The sequence below is a fragment of the uncultured Nitratireductor sp. genome (assembly GCF_913053745.1).
In the GTDB taxonomy this organism is placed as follows: Bacteria; Pseudomonadota; Alphaproteobacteria; order Rhizobiales; family Rhizobiaceae; genus Nitratireductor.
This window is the reverse complement of sequence record NZ_CAJXGF010000102.1, coordinates 1-16993: the sequence shown is the minus strand read 5'-3', so window position 1 is coordinate 16993 and position 16993 is coordinate 1. Positions and strand designations below refer to the sequence as shown.

Here is a 16993-nt window from a genome sequence, read left to right as displayed (position 1 = left end):
TCCAATCCATGTTGCAGCGGCAATCGCACCGCTGCCTCTGCGACGCTAGAGCGATTCATCGTTTCACAGAAACGCTGAACCGCCCCATCTGTTTGTTTTTCCGCATTTATGCGAATGTCAGGTGTTTCCACCTGACTGCAAGATGCTCTAAGCCTTGAGCAACTCTTCCATCCTCACATAGCTCGCTTCCATGCCGTGCTCCATGCCGGTGGCGAGCATTGCGGCCCGCGTCGCGGCGTCGGGCAGCGTCATGCGCAGGGTCATCAGCGTCCCCGCCCCATCCTTCTCGAACCGTGTCTCGATGTGATTGTCGGGCGTCGGATCCGGCAGGTGCATCCGTTCCACATGAACGATGCGGCTGAAAGGCTCCAGAGCGACATACTCGCCGGTCAGGTGAACCCCGCCGCCATTGCCGTCGGACCATTCGTAGCGGATCTTTCCGCCGGGCCTCGTCTCGTTGATGCAAACCGGCATGCTCCACCCATCTGGGCCGGTCATCCATTTCTGCAGGAGCGCTGTCTCGGTATGTGCCCGGTACACGCTCTCCGGCGATGCCGCAAAGCGGCGCGTCACCACCACATGGGTGTCGCCTTCGGTCTTGAGGTTAAGCTGGCTCATTTCACGTTTCCTTCTTCTTCCTGTTCCATCTGGGCCAGAACCCCGTCCAGCCGGTTGTAATTCTGCTCGAGTGCCTGCCGCAGCATGTCCAGCCACCGGTCGATCTCGCCGATTGCCGATGGCGCCAACCTGCAGGGGCGTTTCGCGCCTTCCACACGCCGCGTGATCAGCCCGGCTGTTTCGAGCACCTTCAGGTGCCGCGAGACCGCCGGCTGCGACATGTCGAAAGGCTCGGCCAGTTCGAGAACCGTCGCCTCCCCAAGCGTCAGGCGCGAAAGAATGGCCCTGCGGGTCGGGTCGGCAAGCGCCGAAAATGCTGCGTCGAGTGTCTGCATAGGCTCGAATCCTTTATATAATTAGATTATTATATAACAAGATTCTTAAATTCAAGAGGCCGGCGCATTTTCCTGCAACCGGAGAACTTTGCCCGGCCGCCTGTCACAGCCCTGTCGCACCATTGTCATCGCGCCGTAACCGGGCCGCGGTAGCCCGGTCACCATGTCATTTGATGGGAGGCGCGCCATGACTGACCTTTCCGCAGACATCGCCCTGTCGGGCAAACGCGCGATCGGCCGGGCCGTCTATCAAAACCGGGCTCTGTCCAAGGCGGGCCTGTCCGAGCGGCTTTTCGCGCTGCTCTTCTCCGGTCTCGTCTATCCGCAAATCTGGGAGGACCCGGACGTGGACATGGCGGCGATGGAGCTCGACGAGACCCATCGCATCGTCACCATCGCGTCAGGCGGCTGCAACATCCTGGCCTATCTCACACGGCAGCCGGCGAGGATAGACGCGGTCGATCTCAACACGGCGCACGTGGCGCTCAACCGGCTCAAGCTCACGGCTTTCAGCGCGCTGCCTTCACATGCCGATCTGCTGCGCTTCTTCGGCATCTCCGGCAATAGAAGCAACGCCGAGGCCTACCGGCGCTTCATCGCCCCGAAGCTCGACACCCAATCGCGTCGCTACTGGGAGAAGCGCGCACCCCTTGGACGCGCCCGCATCGAGGCGTTCAACGGCAATTTCTATCGCAAAGGCCTGCTCGGCTTTTTCATCGCGACGAGCCATGCGGTCGCTCGTTTCTATGGCGTGAACCCGGCCGACATCATGAAATCGCGCACGCTGCGCGAACAGCGCATCTTCTTCGATGAGCAGTTGCGCCCCTTGTTCAACCGCAGGCTTGTGCGCTGGGCGACCTCGCGCAAGGCATCGCTCTTCGGCCTCGGCATTCCACCGGCGCAATATGATTCGCTCATCACCGCCGGCAACGGCACGATGGCGGACGTGCTTTCAAGCCGACTTGAAAAGCTTGCCTGCCATTTCCCGCTCAAGGAAAACTATTTCGCATGGCAAGCCTTCGCGCGGCACTATCCCACACAGAATGAAGCCACCCTGCCCGCCTATCTGGAACGCAGAAACTTCGAGACGATCCGTGCGGCGGCAACCAATGTAAGCGTCCATCACGCGAACCTCATGGATGTGCTCGGCAACAAGCCGGCGCAGAGCGTGGATCGCTATGTACTGCTCGATGCGCAGGACTGGATGAACGACGACCAGCTCAACGCGCTGTGGAACGAGATCACCCGCACGGCGGCACCGGGCGCCCGCGTGATCTTCCGCACGGCCGCTGCGCCCAGCCTTCTGCCGGGCCGCGTGAACAGCCATGTTCTGAACCAGTGGCGCTATGAAAAAATCCGCTCGCGCGAACTCTCGGCCAATGATCGCTCTGCAATCTATGGCGGGTTCCACCTCTATGTGAAAGCGGCCTGAAATGGCCATGCCGCAGACCGCCGGCCATGCCGGCCTGATGGACGGCGTCTACCGCCGCCAGCGCCACATCTACGATCTGACGCGCAAATATTATCTGCTGGGGCGTGACGGACTCATCGGCGGGCTGAACGTGCCGGAGGGCGGCTCGGTGCTGGAACTCGGCTGCGGAACGGGGCGCAATCTGGCATTGGTTTCAGACCGCTACCCGCATGCTTGCCTCTTCGGCCTCGACATTTCGCGGGAAATGCTATCGACCGCGCGAGCGCGCATGGAGCGTGAACGGATCAACGCGCTTCTGGCGCAGGGTGACGCCTCCGCTTTCGACGCCGCTACGCTGTTTGGGCAAGACCGTTTCGACCGGGTTTTCATTTCCTATTCGCTGTCGATGATCCCGCCATGGCGGGAAACCATTGCAGCCGGCCTCGATTGCGTCGCACCGGGCGGCTCGCTTCACATCGTGGATTTCGGCCAGCAGGAAAAACTGCCCGATTGGTTCCGCTCAGGACTGCGACGCTGGCTTGCGGCCTTCCATGTGACGCCGCGCGGCTCGCTGCGCGAGGCACTGGAATCGGAATGCGAGAAACGGGGCGCAACCCTGCGTTTCGATTCGTCTTTTCGCGGTTACGCGGTACAGGCGATTGTGGAACTTCCCTGCGCTTCTCCAGCGAAATAACGTAATTAAAGGCGCCTTCCTACTCCATCTCACCCGGTAATTGCGCCAAAGCTTCTATCAAGGCCTGTGGCTTGTAGCCGAGGCGCGACGGGGTAAGCCCCATGCGCACCACAACCATGCGCAGCGACGGAATGATGGTGATGGTCTGACCGTCATGGCCGAGCAGCCAGAAGGCATCGGGTGGCAAATTGAACCCCTCGTCTTCCGGCACGCCGTGAGGCGTGTTGGCGCGGGGGCCGTGCAACCAGGTCTGCCGTCCATACTCGCCGTTCGACGCCCTGGTTGGCGTGCGCATCCAGCGCACCCAGTCTTCAGGCAGAATACGCTCGCCCCTCCAGATGCCTCCCTGCAGGAGAAGCTGACCGAACTTCGCCCAGTCGCGCGCCGAGGCATAGAGATTCGAGGATCCGACATAGGTGCCGTGTGGATCCGTCTCAAAGACGGCGCTATCCATGCCCAGCGGGCCGAACAGGGCCTCATAAGGCCAGGCGAGTGCATCCTGTGGCGCCTCGAAACTGTTCTGCCAGACGCGAGAGAGGAGAACGCTGGTGCCGCTCGAGTAATTAAAGACTTCCCCCACCGGTCCTTCAAGTTGCCGGTTTGCCGCGAAAGCGGGCATGTCGGCCTCCAGATAGAGCATGCGGGTGACGTCGCTCACATCGCCATAATTCTCATTGAAGGCGAGACCGCTTTCCATGGCAAGCAGGTCGGCCACGGTGATCTTCGCGCGCTCGTCGTCCGCCCACTCGGGGAAGAGATTGTCGTCTTCCACCGAAAGCCTTCCGGCCAGCACGCGCGTGCCGACAAGCGCAGCGGTGACGGTTTTGGTCATGGACCAGCCGATAAGCGGCTGGGTATGATGGGCGATTTCCGCCCCGAAACGTTCGCCGATGATGCGACCATCCTGCACGACGATCACGGCGCGCATGCCAGGACCGGTCAATTCTCTGTCATTGAGAAGCTCGGCCACCAGCGGATGATCCTCGACATCGATACGCGGACCGTCGGGCCATAAGCCCGCACCCCGAGCCGCGGATTTCGGTTTTTCGAAATGCGTGCCCAACGATGCATTTACGTCGCCGCCGGGCACTGCGGCACAGCCGGCCGCACCACGATAGACGGCCAGACCACCGCCAAAAACGCCGAAGAGGCCTGTGTGCACAGTGGCATCGGACGGTTCAACCCGCACGCGCATGAGCTTCAACAATGGATGACCCGGTGCCTGCACGTCGCGCTCCAGGACAGTCTGCGGATCGCGCCCGGCTATGAACACATTCGAGCAGATGATCTTGGCGGCGTAATTGGAGCCGACACGGATCAGCGCGGGCGGGTAGAAATAGAGCCAGAGAGCACCGCCGACCAGAAGGACGGCCACGAGACCGAGGAACCATTTGAAGAGCCTGAGAACCAATCGCATCCCGCCACCAAATTCCCTCATTCCGACCGGTTGCCCGCCATCGCGTGGTGACGGAGCCGAGAAGTTCGCCTATTCCTGTCAGCGACACCGTTATCCGCTGATTCGCACTCCGAGGAGCCTTCGCTCATCATGCGTCGATTGATGATCGCCAGTCTATCCGCTTTGCTCGTCGGCTGCTCCACAGTCGACTACGACTTCTCAGATGTTGCGCCGACGTCACAAATCTCTGCCTCGCGCGGCGGCGGCCTGCGTTTCGCCGACACAGATCCGCACGAATGGGAAGGAGGCGCGCCCTGGCACTATGCGATCCACGGCACGGATGTGGCCAAATATCAGCAGGAGATCGATTGGAACAAGGTCGCCCGCAGCAATATTTCCTTCGCTTTCATCAAGGCCACGGAGGGTGGCGATCGCGTGGACGACTATTTCGCCCGCAACTGGCGCCAGGCCAAAGCCGCGGGCGTCCCTCGCGGAGCCTACCATTTCTTCTATTTCTGCCGACCGGCCATCGAGCAGGCACGCTGGTTCATCCGCAACGTGCCGCGCGATGCGTCGGCGCTGCCGCCCGTGCTCGATATGGAATGGAACCCCTTCTCTCCCACCTGCACCATCCGCCCGCCAGCGAAGAAAGTACGCGCAGAGATGCGCATCTTCCTCGACGCCATTGAGCGACATTACGGCAAGCGGCCCATCATCTACACGTCGATCGATTTCTTCGACGACAATGATCTGAGCAGCTTCAAGGGCTATCCGTTCTGGTTACGCTCGGTGGCCGGTCATCCTGATGACAAATATTCGAACCAACCTTGGGTCTTCTGGCAATACACCGGCACCGGCGTGATACCGGGCATTGAAGGCAAGGCCGACATCAACGTTTTCAACGGCAACGCCGGAGCCTGGCGGAACTGGCTCAAAGCCAATACCGGCTGATCGGTCCAACGCGTTCAGTCCGCGTTTCAAGGAGAGTAGACATGCGCAGCAAAACCATCGCGTTCGGGGCGCTGTTCGCCCTCGGCTTTACCGGCAGCGCCCTGGCACAGCAATGCGGCGGTGACTTCAACGCCTGGCGGGAGAACGTACGCCAGGAGGCGGCGTCAGACGGTATCGGCGAAGGCGGGCTCGCGGCGCTGAACGATGCCGGCATCGACCAGAAGGTTTTGCAGCGGGACCGGGCGCAGGGCGTGTTCAACCAGACATTCGCCGAGTTCGCCGGCCGCATGATCAACGACTACCGGCTGACAAACGGCGCAGCCAATCTTGAAGAATACGCGGACACGTTTGCCCGAGCGGAGAACGAGTTCGGCGTGCCCGGCCCGGTGATCGCCTCCTTCTGGGCGCTGGAGACGGATTTCGGCGCGGTGCAGGGCGACTTCTCGACGCTCGACGCGCTCGCCACACTGGCGCATGACTGCCGCCGACCGGAAATCTTTCGTCCGCAGCTTATCGCACTCCTGCACCTGATCGATCAGGGTTGGGTTTCGGCCAGTGTGACAGGCGCCTGGGCCGGCGAAATCGGCCAGATGCAAATGCTGCCCTCCGACTATTACACGAAAGGCGTGGATGGGGACGGCGACGGGAAAGTGGATCTCAAGGGCAGTTCGCCCGACGCCATCCTGACAGCGGCCAAGAACCTGCAATCGCTTGGCTGGAAGCCCGGCCAGCCCTGGATGGAAGAGGTGCGCGTGCCCGACCAGATGGCATGGGAGAAGACCGGTCGGGTAACCAAGCTGCCGCGCTCGGAATGGGCGGCAATGGGCGTGACCCGCCGCGACGGCAGCCCGCTGCCCGCCGATGGCATGCCGACTGCTGTCGTCATGCCTATGGGCCACAAGGGGCCGGCTTTCCTCGTCTACGACAATTACGACATCTACCTGGAATGGAACCAGTCGCTCATCTACACGCTGACGGCGGCGCATCTGGCCGCACGCCTTGCCGGTGCGCCACGTTTCGACGTGCGGTCGCCCGAAGAGGGCCTGGCGCCCGAAACGATGAAGCAGTTGCAGACAAAGCTCGCCGCGCGCGGGCATGACGTGGGCAAGATCGACGGCATTCTGGGCGCCGGCACCCGCGAGGCGGTGCGTCAGGAACAGTTGCGCCTTGGCCTGCCGGCAGATGGCTGGCCGACACCGACGTTGTTTTCCAACCTTTAGGCTTTTGTCCTGGGTGCCCCGGCGGCCTGATTTTCATCGGGTTGCCGGGGTTTTTCTTCTGCCGTTTCGGCTGCAACGGCCTCCTCGGCAGCTTTCTTTTCCGCCTTTTCCTCTTTCTTCCGGGCCGTCTTTGCGGCCGTCTCCAATGCCCGGCGGGCGCGCCATTTTCGCAATGTCATGCGGCCGGCGCGATAGCGGGCTCGCATCCACCACAACCCCTCGCCCACATTCTCGATCTCATCGGCATAGGCTTCCGAAAGCGCTTCGCGATAGGAAGAAAAGCTCTTCGATGCCACATCCTCGATGCGGCGCATGACCGACATCCAGGCCGGAGAGAAGAGCAATGAAATGGCTGTGACAGCGATGGCGAGGCGGTAGCTGTCCTGCGCCAGCGCCCCGGCTGACAGGCCGGCGGCCGCCAGAACGAAGGAAAACTCGCCGATCTGCGCCATGGAAAGGCCGCCGATCAGCGCCGTGTTGCGGTCGTGCCCGGTGGCGCGCAGCAGGAAGACGTTGAGCAGCGTCTTGGCGGCGATAACCACAAGCGCCGCCCCCAGCACCATCCAGAGATTGTTCCAGATATAGGTCAGATCGAACAGCAGGCCGATGGACAGGAAGAAGATCACGACAAGGATGCTCTGGATCGGCTCGATGACGGGGATTATGCGGGCGCGCAGGTTGGAATTTCCCACCAGAATGCCGGCGACGAACGCGCCATAGGCGGGCGACAGGCCGAGAAAACCGGAAAGTGCCGCCGCGCCGAAGCACACACCCAGGGCGCCGAGCGCCAGGATCTCGACATTGTCCGCGATGGCGGCGGCGAAAGGAACGCGCAGCTTGCCCCGACGCCCCAGCCACCAAAGCAGCCAGCCGAGGAACCCGACAGCCAGCGCCACCTTTGCACCGATGGCGACAAGGCTCGTATCGGCCCCGCCCAGCGCCGACACGATGATGAGCATCGGCACCACGGCAATGTCCTGCGCGATCAGAACGGCAATGGCAATGCGGCCCGCATCGCGGCGCAATTCGTCCATGTCGTCGAGCATTTTCATGGCAACGACCGTGCTCGAAATGCCGATGATAAAGCCGAAGATGATGCCTTCGGCCACTCCAGTCCCGCCCATCCACGCGATGGAAAGGCCGATGGCCAGCGCCACGGTCAATTGACCGACGGCCACGAGCACGGCGGGTTTCAGGCTGATGATGAACGCGCGCAGCGACAATTCCATTCCGATGAAGAACAACAGCATCAGCACGCCCATCTCGGCAAGCGCTGTCACGCTTTCGGAATTGCCGATAAGGCCGAAACCGGTCGGCCCCATGACCACGCCGGCCAGGATAAAGCCGACCAGCGGCGGCTGTTTCAGGCGCATCAGGCCAAGCCCGAGCGCAATGGCCACCAGAAGAACGAAGGCGACCTCCGTCAGTGGAAAGGCATGTGCTTCCGCTTCCAATGTCCGGTTTCCTTTCCCGTACCCTGCCCGGCCCGTCCGATCCGATCAGTCGGCCATGGTTTCGAGACTTGCGAAACCTTCCGGCGCGGAGCCTGCATCGAACGGCGTTTTAACCTCGACGAACGTGTCGGGATAAAACCCGTTAAAACGGGTTCTTAGCGACAAGGAATAGGCGCCAATATGGCCGATCTCGATCCAATCGCCCGTATCCACCGTTTCCGGCAGCCAGAAGGGGCGCGACAGGATGTCGACGGAATCGCAGGTCGCCCCGCAAACCTTGAACGGCACCACCTTGTCGGGATCGCCATTGCGGTTGCGGATCGCCGGATCTGGGATGAAACGAGCCGGCAACGTGATCTTGCCGGTCCAGGAGTCGGAGAGCGACGCCCAAATGCCGTCATTGATGTAAAGCCGGCGGCCCTTGCGCAGAAGAACACGCACGATGAGTGAGAACGCCCGCGCGACGATGACGCGGCCGGGCTCCGCCACCAGCGGCATATCGTCAAAGCCCCATTCCACGATATCGGCGCGCAGCCGCGTCATGATTTCGTCGAGGCTCGGCATCTCCGGTTTCTTGCGGTTGGGGTCGTGCCCGTACTCGGCGGGAAAACCGCCGCCCACATCGAGAGCGGCAAGTTCCACGCCGGCCCTGCCCCGGACCCAGTCAGCCGAGGCAAGCGCGCGCTCATAGGTGTCGGGGTCCTGGATCTGCGAGCCCACGTGAAAACACAAACCGAGCCTGTAGCCGTGCCGGTCGAGACGACGCAGCAGTTCAACAGCCTGGGCCGGGCCGGCACCGAATTTCTTCGACAGCTCGTAGGCGGCATGCCCTTTCGTCTGGATGCGCACGAAAACGGTGAGCGAACCCGGATCGATGTCGAGCGCGCGCACCACACGGATCAGCTTCGTTACCTCGTCCTCGTGATCGACCACAATGACGCGAATGCCATACTCTTCGAGCGACAGGCGGATGTCCGATTGCGCCTTGACCGGATGCATGTAAAGCATCTCGGCGTTGGGCGCGACGGAGCGAACGGCGGCGAATTCGGCGGGAGACGCCACATCGAACGCATCCACACCCGCTTCCGCCAGCGTCTTCAAAACGAGCTTTTCGCCATTGGTCTTGACGGCATAGGCCGTCTTGCCGGGAAAACGTCCCATGAAATCGCGCGCATCCGCTTTCAAAACATCGGGCCGGAAGCAATAGACCGGATCGTCCGGACGAAGCTTGAGGGCGGCGTCGCGGGCGGTCTCAAAAAGCTGCATGGGCGGCTCCGGGTTCGGATGAACGCAAAGGGCGGACCGGAAGGGTAGAGGATTTGCCGTTCATGTAAACGCTCCAGCCACGGGTTTTCCGGCGACAGAACAGGCGAAACAAGTTTCGGGTGGGCAATTCAGGCTTCCCGAGCTAAAGCAAAAGGCAACGATCGATCTCGGCACCCAGGACAACGCGATGACAGCACAGTCGCCGGCGCGCACAACCGCATCAAAGATGTCGCTGGAAAACTGGGGGCTTCTTTTTTTGCTCGGAGCGGTGTGGGGCGGATCCTATTTCTTCGCCCGCATCGCCGTGGGTGAAATGCCGCCATTGATGCTGGTCATGTTCCGCGTGGTCATCGCGGCGCTCATCCTGCAAGTGTTCCTTGTCTTTCGCGGTCCCGCCTTCCGTACGGCCTTGCCGCTTGCCGGCAGTTTTATCATGCTGGCCATCCTCAACAATGTCATACCGTTTTCCCTGATTTTCATGGGCCAGACGGAAATCGGTGCCGGGCTCGCTTCCGTGCTCAATGCAACAACACCGTTCTGGACCGCGATCCTCGCCAATCTTCTCACGGCGGACGAAAAGCTTTCGGCCACAAAAGTCACCGGCATCGTGTTCGGCATTGCCGGCACCGCGGTCATGATCGGTCCCGGTCTCCTTGCAGGACTGGGCGGCCCGATCTGGGCGAAATTTGCCCTGATCGGCGCTTCCGTCTCCTACGGGCTGGCCTTCATCTATGGCCGCCGCTTTCGCGGAGTGCCCTCAACCATCGTCGCCGCAGGACAACTCACCGCCTCCAGCGTCATCATGGTTCCGCTTGTGCTGGCGCTTTACGGCACAAGCAACCTGTTTGCATTCTCCGGCAATGTCTGGGCCGCGGTAATCGGGTTGGCGGCCCTCTCGACGGCATTCGCCTATCTGATCTATTTTCGCGTTCTGGCGAGCGCCGGTGCGACCAATGCCTCCCTCGTCACATTCCTCAACCCCGTGAGCGCCATCCTGCTTGGAAGCGTCTTTCTGGGTGAGCGGCTTGAGACGTTCGAAATGGGCGGAATGGCACTGATCGCCATTGGTCTGATCATCATCGACGGACGTCTGATCGATCGCATCCGTTAACACAAAGTGAATCAGACCGATTGCCCAATGATTTCAAAAAGGCGCGCGCTCCAGCGGTGGATTTTTTCACAGACCTGCCGCAACGCAGCATAAAATCCACTTGCCGGACCGCGCCTCATCTTTAGAATCCGATAGGTCATAAGCAGAGGAGGCTTTGCCATGGGACTGACACGGCCTGTGTATGCACTGATGATTTGTGCGGCATTCGTGTTCATCGGCGCCCTGGTGATGGGCGTGCTGCCGTAAATCCATGACCGGAGCGGCCACCTGAAAGGCAGCGCATCCGGATTTTGTTGATACGATAAGAAAAAGGGCCGGACGATCCGGCCCTTTGTTTTATGCGGCCGCGGGCTGTTCCACCCCGGTGCGCACGCGTGGGCGAATGCCGATCATATGGCAGACGGCGAAGACCAGGTCGGCCCGGTTCATCGTATAGAAATGAAAGTCGTCAATGCCGCGCTCCATCAGATCGAGCACCTGTTCGGCAGCAACCGCCGAGGCCACCAGAGCATGAATCTGCGGCTCGTCTTCAAGCCCCGCGAACCGCTCGGCAAGCCAGCCGGGAATGCTGGCGCCGCAGCGCCCGGCAAAGTTTGCGACCTGCGTGAAATTGTGTATCGGCAGGACACCAGGAACGATGGGAATGTAAATGCCGGCGCGCCGCGCCCGCTCCACATAGCGTTCGTAATGATCATTGTCGAAGAAGAACTGGGTGATGGCGCGCGTGGCCCCATTGTCGACCTTGCGCTTGAGCATGTCGATATCGGTTGCGAAATCGGGGCTTTCCGGATGCTTCTCGGGATAAGCCGACACCGAAATGTCGAAATCGCCCTGCCGCTTCATTGCACCGACCAGTTCGGCGCCATTGGCATATCCGCCGGGATAAGGCCGGTAAGCCGCGCCAACACCGGCGCTCGGATCGCCGCGCAGTGCCACGAAACGCTTTACGCCCATCTCCACGAATTCGCCGACCACCTGATCGACATCCTCGCTCGAGGCGTCCACACACGTCATATGTGCAGCCGGCGTAAGGGTCGTTTCATCGAGGATGCGCTTAACCGTGCGCGCGGTGCGTTCGCGCGTGGACCCGCCGGCACCATACGTGACCGAGACGAAGGACGGAGCCAGAGGCTCCAGCCGCTGCACCGTCTCCCAGAGCCGGGCCTCCATCGCATCCGTCTTCGGAGGGAAGAACTCGAAAGATACGCGAAGCTTGCCAGCCGCATCGGGCTGGCGGGAAAAACGCTGTTGCGGCATCAAGCCGTCTCCTTTTGAGCAAACGACGGCATCGTGCCGTCGGCAATCTGCATACGCCGGTCGCGGGCAAGCCAAAGCTTGACCGTGAGCCCCCTGCCAGCCTCGCCGCGCGGTGCGAATTCCAAAGTGTCGTCAAGGTCGAGCTCGGCGTCCTCAAGCCATTCGACGACCTGGGCGTCAGCCAGGCCAAGGCGCATATGGGCATGTTCCTCGCGCAGAAACTCGTGCTCGTGCGGTGCGAAATCCACGATCACCAGACGCCCGCCGGGACGCAACAGCCTGGCGGCCTCGCGAATGGCGATGCCGGGCTTGTCGATGTAGTGCAGCACCTGATGGATCGTCACCAGATCGTGCGCGTCGCGCTCGACCGCCGGTGCTGCAATATCGCCCAGCCTAACCTGCGCATTGGAGATGCCTGCGCGGTCGAGATTGGCACGCGCCACGGCCAGCATCTCACGCGAGAGATCGATACCGACACCGCGCTGATAAAGCGGCGCAAAGAGTTCCAGCATGCGGCCTGTGCCGGTGCCCAGATCAACCATCGATTGGAACGGGCGGTCGCCGATGAGTTTTCTAAGCCCCTCTTCCACCGCCTTGTCGGGGGCATGCAGAGAGCGGATTTCATCCCAGCTTGCCGCATTCTGCGAAAAATACTCCGCAGCCCGCTCCTCGCGCCGGCGCTTGATCGCGGCAAGCCGTTCCATGTCGCGCTCGATCACCGCATCCGCAGGATTGAGTCGCGCCACGACACTGTCAACGAATTCGCGCGCCGCATCGGCATCCGCCAGTCGGAAATAGGCCCAGGACCCTTCCTGGTAGCGTACGATAAGCTGCGCCTCGAGCAACAATTTCAAATGCCGGGAGACACGCGGCTGAGACTGGCCGAGAATCTCGGTCAGATCGGTCACGGTCAAATCGCCCTGCGACAGAAGGGCGAGAATGCGCAGGCGGCTGGTTTCGGCCGCCGCCTTCAACGTATCGACCATCTGGTCGAGATGAATTGCCGGACGCATCAGCATGCGCTTCTCCCAATACATATAAAGATATGTTTATATCGTTTCACCTTGCTTGGCAAGGCGACGCGGTTCAGTCTGCACAGCGTGAAAACGTTAGCGACGCATCAACCAAAGAGAATTTTCACACCATGAAGCGAGCATCCACCGGACGGCGCAAATCGGTCGACAAAGCGCTTACGCTTTTGATTCCCTGGGTGCCGTTGGCCGATGCCGAGGCGATCCGCGACCGGGCGAATGACCGCAAGTTGCGCACTCTGCCGCCTGCCATCGCCGTGTGGCTGGCGACGATCACGCATATCCGCCATGAGCACACGGATTACGACGCCATGCTGGAAGACGGCTACGAGCGCGACGCGGCGCGGCATTTCATCGTCGACGACATCAATGCGGTGCTGACGCGCTGGCACGCCACGCGGCTGCTCGATCCGGAAGAGGAAACGGAGCCCGGCAGCGCGGTGTAGCAGCCGATACGCAATCGCTGGTTCTATCGCCGCGCTCCGCAGTCGATAGGCTTTCCATAAAAAGATTGGAGGAAATCATGGACCGAATCGACGCGGAAAAACCGCTTCCCGAGCTTGCCGAACATCACCGGGATCCACATAGCTATCCCTCCGGCGTCGCCTTTCTCGACGGGCAGTATGTCCCCATGGCGGAGGCCAAGATTTCGGTGCTCGACTGGGGTTTTCTCCACTCCGATGCGACATATGACACGGTCCATGTCTGGAACGGGTGCTTTTTCAGGCTGGATGAGCATCTAAACCGCTTTTTCGGTGGGCTTGAGAAACTGCGCATGACGATTCCGCACGACCGCGCGGCTGTGGCGGAGATTCTGCACAATTGTGTCGCGCTTTCGGGCCATCGCGCCGCCTATGTCGAGATGCTTTGCACGCGCGGCGCTTCGCCGACCTTCAGCCGCGACCCCCGCGATGCCATCAACCGCTTCATGGCATTCGCCGTGCCTTACGGTTCGGTCGCCAATGCCTCGCAAATGGAGCGCGGACTGCATTTGGCGATCAGCGATACGGTCCGCATCCCGCCCGTGTCCATCGACCCGTCCATCAAGAACTATCACTGGCTCGACCTGGTGCGCGGCCTTTACGAGGCCTATGACCGCGGCGCGGAAACCGCGCTCGTGCTCGACACGGACGGCAATGTCGCCGAAGGACCGGGTTTCAACGTTTTTGCCGTGCAGGCGGGAGCCCTGACCACGCCGGCCAGTGGTGTTTTGCCCGGCATCACGCGCCGCACGGTGTTCGATATTGCAAAGGGAATCGGGGTTCCGGCGGAAGCCGCCCCCCTTTCACGCACGGCACTATCCGGCGCCGACGAAGTGTTCATAACCTCGACGGCGGGCGGCATCATGCCGGTGACGCGCATCGATGGAAAAGCGGTGGGCGACGGTCTCCCCGGCCCGATCACCAAGCGATTGAAAGATCTCTACTGGAAGAAGCACGGCGATCCGGTCTGGTCGTCACCCATACGCTATCCCGACTAATGCACCGATTTACGGCGTCCCTCGCGCTGTCAGAAGAGCGCACGGCGCTGCCGCCTACATCATGCGCAAAAGCGCGCCGCCGATGGAATAGCCCGCGCCGAAGGCACAAAGCAGGCCATGCTCGCCGGGCTTCATGTCGCGATGCTTCTCCTCCAGCGCGATAACAGCGCCGGCGGCCGCCGTGTTGCCCAGGCGGTCGAGCACGGTGGGCGCGCGGTCCTGCCCCACCTCGCCGCCGAATGCGAGTTTGAGGATCATCGCGTTCATGCGCGCATTGGCCTGATGCAGCCAGAAGCGGCGCATGGTGTGCGGCGTGTGGCCATGTTCGGCCAGGAAATCGACGATGAATTTGTGGCCGGCAACGGTCACGTCCTTGAAGACCTTGTTGCCGTTCTGCTTGATGAGATTGCCTTCCATGGCGAGATAGGACGGATCGTCCTGTGCCAGGCGGCTCATGAACCCGAAATTCGTGCGGATATTGTTGGAAAACTGGGTCCAGCTACGCGTATCGACGATCTCGAAACGGCCCGGCCGTTCCTCGCTCGCACCCAGCGCTTCGATCAGCACGGCGACAGACGCATCGCCGAAGATGAAATGGGTCTGCCGGTCGCGAAAATTCAGATGCGCGGTAATCAGCTCGGGTGTCACAACAAGCACACGACGATGGGCGCCCGCACGCACAAGGTTGGTGGCCACATGCAGGCCGGCGAGCGCCGAGGAACAACCAAGCCCCATGTCGAAGCCCGCGCCATTGGTGCCGAGCGCTTTCTGAATCTCGATGGCAAGCGCCGGATAAGGACGCTGGTGATGGGCCGAGGCACAGATAACGAGATCGACGTCGCGCGCCTCCACCCCGGCATGATCCAGTGCCTTTCGCGCCGCAGCAACACCGAACTCGGCCATGACGGATAATTCGTCATCGGCGCGGGCGGGAATGTTCGGCGCCATGCGCTTGGGATCGAGAATGCCGTCACGCTCGTAGACATGCCTGCGCTTGATGCCCGACGCATGCTCGATGAAGCCCGCGTCGGATTTCGCCAAAGGCGGCAAACCCTTGGCCGCACGCTGCGGGTTCTCCACGTCGACCCAAGCGTTGAAGCTCTCGACCAGTTCTTCATTGGAAATGGATGCTTCGGGGATTTCGACACCGATCCCGCCGACGCAAACGCGCGTCATGGCGTTGGAATGGTGCGACGCGAAATCTGAAGCCTCTTGCTCGCTGGTGCGCAGCATGGTCCGTGCCTGTGTTTGCCTTCAAGGCGGATTTACGCCGTGACGCGGCAGTGTCAAGGAAACACTGACTCAGACGTTCACGATGAGATACTAACCGAAACACTTCAAGAGAGTGCTAACGTCAAAAAAGAAGGGGCCGCAGCCCCTTCCGAATGTGCATTGTACAGACAGTCGCGTGTCTGTCTACCGCGTCAGCCGCTTGTACGTCACCCGTCTGGGATTGACGCTGTCGGGGCCGAGGCGGCGGATCTTGTCCTGCTCGTAATCCTCGAAATTGCCCTCGAACCATTCCACATGGCTGTCGCCCTCAAAAGCGAGGATGTGAGTGGCGAGACGGTCCAAGAACATGCGGTCGTGCGAGATGATAACGGCGCAGCCGGCAAAATTCTCCAGCGCATCTTCGAGCGCGGCCAGCGTCTCGGTGTCGAGATCGTTGGTCGGCTCGTCGAGCAGCAGAACATTGCCGCCTTCCTTCAAAAGCTTGGCCATGTGGACGCGGTTGCGCTGACCACCCGAAAGCGTGCCGACCTTCTGCTGCTGGTCGCCACCTTTGAAATTGAAGGACGAGCAATAGGCGCGGCTGTTGACTTCATGGGTGCCAAGCTTGATGACGTCATTGCCGCCGGAAATTTCTTCCCAGACCGTTTTGTCGGGATTGAGCGCGTCGCGGCTCTGGTCGACATAACCGAGCTTAACGGTTTCACCGATGCGGATCTCGCCGGCATCGGGCTCTTCCTGACGAGTGATCATGCGAAACAGCGTCGTCTTACCGGCACCGTTTGCACCGATCACGCCGACAATACCACCGGGCGGCAGCTTGAACTCGAGATCGTCGATCAGAAGGCGGTCGCCATAGCCCTTGGCGAGCCCTTCGGCCTCGATGACCACATTGCCGAGCCGCTCACCAGCCGGAATGACGATCTGCGCATCGCCCGGACGCCGGTCGGCCGCCGACTGCACCAACTCGTCATAGGCGCGGATACGGGCCTTCGACTTGGCCTGGCGGGCTTTGGGGCTCGCAGCCATCCACTCGCGCTCACGCGCAAGCGCCTTCTCGCGGGCGGCTTCCTCGCGGCCTTCCTGCTTCATACGCTTGGCCTTGGCCTCGAGATAAGCGGTGTAGTTGCCCTCATAGGGAATGCCGCGGCCGCGGTCGAGCTCGAGGATCCAGCCGGTGACATTGTCGAGGAAGTAACGATCGTGGGTGATGATCAGCACGGCACCGGGATATTCGCGCAAATGCTTTTCAAGCCAGGCCGTCGTTTCGGCATCGAGGTGGTTGGTCGGCTCGTCGAGGAGCAGCAGGTCGGGCTGACGCAGGAGAAGCTGGCACAGCGCCACGCGGCGCTTCTCACCGCCGGAGAGGTGATCGATCGAGGCATCGCCGGGCGGGCAGCGCAACGCCTCCATGGCCATTTCCACCTGGCTCTCCAGATCCCAGAGATTCTGGCTGTCGATCTGATCCTGAAGCTGGGATGCCTCCTCCGCCGTCTCGTCGGAATAGTTCATCATCAGCTCGTTGTAGCGGTCGAGGAT

General features: G+C 61.4%; 16 protein-coding genes. 7 read left to right on the top strand and 9 right to left on the bottom strand.

The genetic code is table 11. The annotated features are described in order from the left end of the window. Window positions 1-147: 147 nt before the first annotated feature. Together QZ638_RS15995 and QZ638_RS15990 are read right to left on the bottom strand one after the other, a co-directional pair. Complete coding sequence (locus QZ638_RS15995; protein ID WP_295812493.1) at window positions 148-618, bottom strand: SRPBCC domain-containing protein; 471 nt, start codon at window positions 616-618, stop codon at window positions 148-150. After that, window positions 615-953, bottom strand: coding sequence for a metalloregulator ArsR/SmtB family transcription factor (locus tag QZ638_RS15990; RefSeq protein ID WP_295812490.1), 339 nt, complete (start codon window positions 951-953; stop codon window positions 615-617). The genes QZ638_RS15995 and QZ638_RS15990 overlap by 4 nt, the downstream gene beginning before the upstream one ends. A gap of 187 nt (window positions 954-1140) precedes the next feature. Here QZ638_RS15990 and QZ638_RS15985 point away from each other — a divergent pair, with 187 nt between their 5' ends. Then, a complete protein-coding gene (locus tag QZ638_RS15985; RefSeq protein WP_295812487.1) occupies window positions 1141-2385 on the top strand; it encodes a DUF3419 family protein in 1245 nt (414 codons plus the stop codon). Window position 2386: 1 nt separating this feature from the next. Then, window positions 2387-3058, top strand: coding sequence for a class I SAM-dependent methyltransferase (locus QZ638_RS15980; protein ID WP_295812484.1), 672 nt, complete (start codon window positions 2387-2389; stop codon window positions 3056-3058). Between the two features lie 19 nt (window positions 3059-3077). Here the strand turns inward: QZ638_RS15980 and QZ638_RS15975 are convergent, their stop codons facing one another. Continuing rightward, the gene (locus QZ638_RS15975; protein ID WP_295812482.1) at window positions 3078-4475 is read right to left on the bottom strand and encodes a serine hydrolase; all 1398 of its coding nucleotides are present in this window, start codon (window positions 4473-4475) and stop codon (window positions 3078-3080) included. 129 nt (window positions 4476-4604) lie between these two features. On the opposite strand from QZ638_RS15975, the gene QZ638_RS15970 reads away from it, so the two are divergent. Then, window positions 4605-5405: a GH25 family lysozyme gene (locus QZ638_RS15970; protein WP_295812479.1), complete on the top strand. Its 801-nt coding sequence runs from the start codon at window positions 4605-4607 to the stop codon at window positions 5403-5405. Window positions 5406-5446: 41 nt separating this feature from the next. Continuing rightward, window positions 5447-6625, top strand: a complete 1179-nt coding sequence (locus tag QZ638_RS15965; RefSeq protein ID WP_295812475.1) for a lytic murein transglycosylase — start codon at window positions 5447-5449, stop codon at window positions 6623-6625. Here QZ638_RS15965 and QZ638_RS15960 read toward each other — a convergent pair. Together QZ638_RS15960 and QZ638_RS15955 are read right to left on the bottom strand one after the other, a co-directional pair. Further along, entirely contained in the window at window positions 6622-8079 is a 1458-nt protein-coding gene (locus QZ638_RS15960; RefSeq protein ID WP_295812472.1) for a cation:proton antiporter, read from the bottom strand. The genes QZ638_RS15965 and QZ638_RS15960 overlap by 4 nt on opposite strands. 45 nt (window positions 8080-8124) lie before the next feature. After that, window positions 8125-9345, bottom strand: coding sequence for an alanine racemase (locus QZ638_RS15955; protein WP_295812470.1), 1221 nt, complete (start codon window positions 9343-9345; stop codon window positions 8125-8127). A gap of 187 nt (window positions 9346-9532) precedes the next feature. On the opposite strand from QZ638_RS15955, the gene QZ638_RS15950 reads away from it, so the two are divergent. Then, a complete protein-coding gene (locus QZ638_RS15950; protein ID WP_295812468.1) occupies window positions 9533-10456 on the top strand; it encodes a DMT family transporter in 924 nt (307 codons plus the stop codon). 336 nt (window positions 10457-10792) lie between these two features. On the opposite strand, the gene metF is transcribed toward QZ638_RS15950, so the two are convergent. Together metF and QZ638_RS15940 are read right to left on the bottom strand one after the other, a co-directional pair. After that, entirely contained in the window at window positions 10793-11713 is a 921-nt protein-coding gene (gene metF / locus QZ638_RS15945; RefSeq protein WP_295812466.1) for a methylenetetrahydrofolate reductase [NAD(P)H], read from the bottom strand. Then, entirely contained in the window at window positions 11713-12732 is a 1020-nt protein-coding gene (locus tag QZ638_RS15940; protein WP_295812464.1) for a metalloregulator ArsR/SmtB family transcription factor, read from the bottom strand. Before QZ638_RS15940 ends, metF begins: the two co-directional genes overlap by 1 nt. A 125-nt stretch (window positions 12733-12857) precedes the next feature. Here QZ638_RS15940 and QZ638_RS15935 point away from each other — a divergent pair, with 125 nt between their 5' ends. Next, window positions 12858-13190, top strand: coding sequence for a DUF2293 domain-containing protein (locus QZ638_RS15935; RefSeq protein WP_295812461.1), 333 nt, complete (start codon window positions 12858-12860; stop codon window positions 13188-13190). 77 nt (window positions 13191-13267) lie between these two features. Next, window positions 13268-14224 (top strand): aminotransferase class IV, encoded by a 957-nt coding sequence (locus tag QZ638_RS15930; protein WP_295812458.1) that lies wholly within the window; start codon window positions 13268-13270, stop codon window positions 14222-14224. Window positions 14225-14278: 54 nt separating this feature from the next. On the opposite strand, the gene QZ638_RS15925 is transcribed toward QZ638_RS15930, so the two are convergent. Both QZ638_RS15925 and ettA read right to left on the bottom strand, forming a co-directional pair. Next, complete coding sequence (locus tag QZ638_RS15925) at window positions 14279-15400, bottom strand: beta-ketoacyl-ACP synthase III (protein ID WP_295812496.1); 1122 nt, start codon at window positions 15398-15400, stop codon at window positions 14279-14281. Window positions 15401-15640: 240 nt separating this feature from the next. Further along, a partial coding sequence (ettA, locus tag QZ638_RS15920; protein ID WP_295812456.1) for an energy-dependent translational throttle protein EttA occupies window positions 15641-16993 on the bottom strand: 1353 nt, incomplete at its 5' end.

What these genes read in the sequence shown, in the direction of transcription:
- QZ638_RS15950 (WP_295812468.1), top strand. Translation starts at nt 9,533, where the DNA reads ATGACAGCACAGTCGCCGGCGCGCACAACCGCATCAAAGATGTCGCTG.
- QZ638_RS15955 (WP_295812470.1), bottom strand. Translation starts at nt 9,345, where the DNA reads ATGCAGCTTTTTGAGACCGCCCGCGACGCCGCCCTCAAGCTTCGTCCG.
- QZ638_RS15980 (WP_295812484.1), top strand. Translation starts at nt 2,387, where the DNA reads ATGGCCATGCCGCAGACCGCCGGCCATGCCGGCCTGATGGACGGCGTC.
- QZ638_RS15965 (WP_295812475.1), top strand. Translation starts at nt 5,447, where the DNA reads ATGCGCAGCAAAACCATCGCGTTCGGGGCGCTGTTCGCCCTCGGCTTT.
- QZ638_RS15985 (WP_295812487.1), top strand. Translation starts at nt 1,141, where the DNA reads ATGACTGACCTTTCCGCAGACATCGCCCTGTCGGGCAAACGCGCGATC.
- QZ638_RS15930 (WP_295812458.1), top strand. Translation starts at nt 13,268, where the DNA reads ATGGACCGAATCGACGCGGAAAAACCGCTTCCCGAGCTTGCCGAACAT.
- QZ638_RS15975 (WP_295812482.1), bottom strand. Translation starts at nt 4,475, where the DNA reads ATGCGATTGGTTCTCAGGCTCTTCAAATGGTTCCTCGGTCTCGTGGCC.
- QZ638_RS15935 (WP_295812461.1), top strand. Translation starts at nt 12,858, where the DNA reads ATGAAGCGAGCATCCACCGGACGGCGCAAATCGGTCGACAAAGCGCTT.
- QZ638_RS15995 (WP_295812493.1), bottom strand. Translation starts at nt 618, where the DNA reads ATGAGCCAGCTTAACCTCAAGACCGAAGGCGACACCCATGTGGTGGTG.
- metF (WP_295812466.1), bottom strand. Translation starts at nt 11,713, where the DNA reads ATGCCGCAACAGCGTTTTTCCCGCCAGCCCGATGCGGCTGGCAAGCTT.
- QZ638_RS15970 (WP_295812479.1), top strand. Translation starts at nt 4,605, where the DNA reads ATGCGTCGATTGATGATCGCCAGTCTATCCGCTTTGCTCGTCGGCTGC.
- QZ638_RS15940 (WP_295812464.1), bottom strand. Translation starts at nt 12,732, where the DNA reads ATGCTGATGCGTCCGGCAATTCATCTCGACCAGATGGTCGATACGTTG.
- QZ638_RS15990 (WP_295812490.1), bottom strand. Translation starts at nt 953, where the DNA reads ATGCAGACACTCGACGCAGCATTTTCGGCGCTTGCCGACCCGACCCGC.
- QZ638_RS15925 (WP_295812496.1), bottom strand. Translation starts at nt 15,400, where the DNA reads ATGACGCGCGTTTGCGTCGGCGGGATCGGTGTCGAAATCCCCGAAGCA.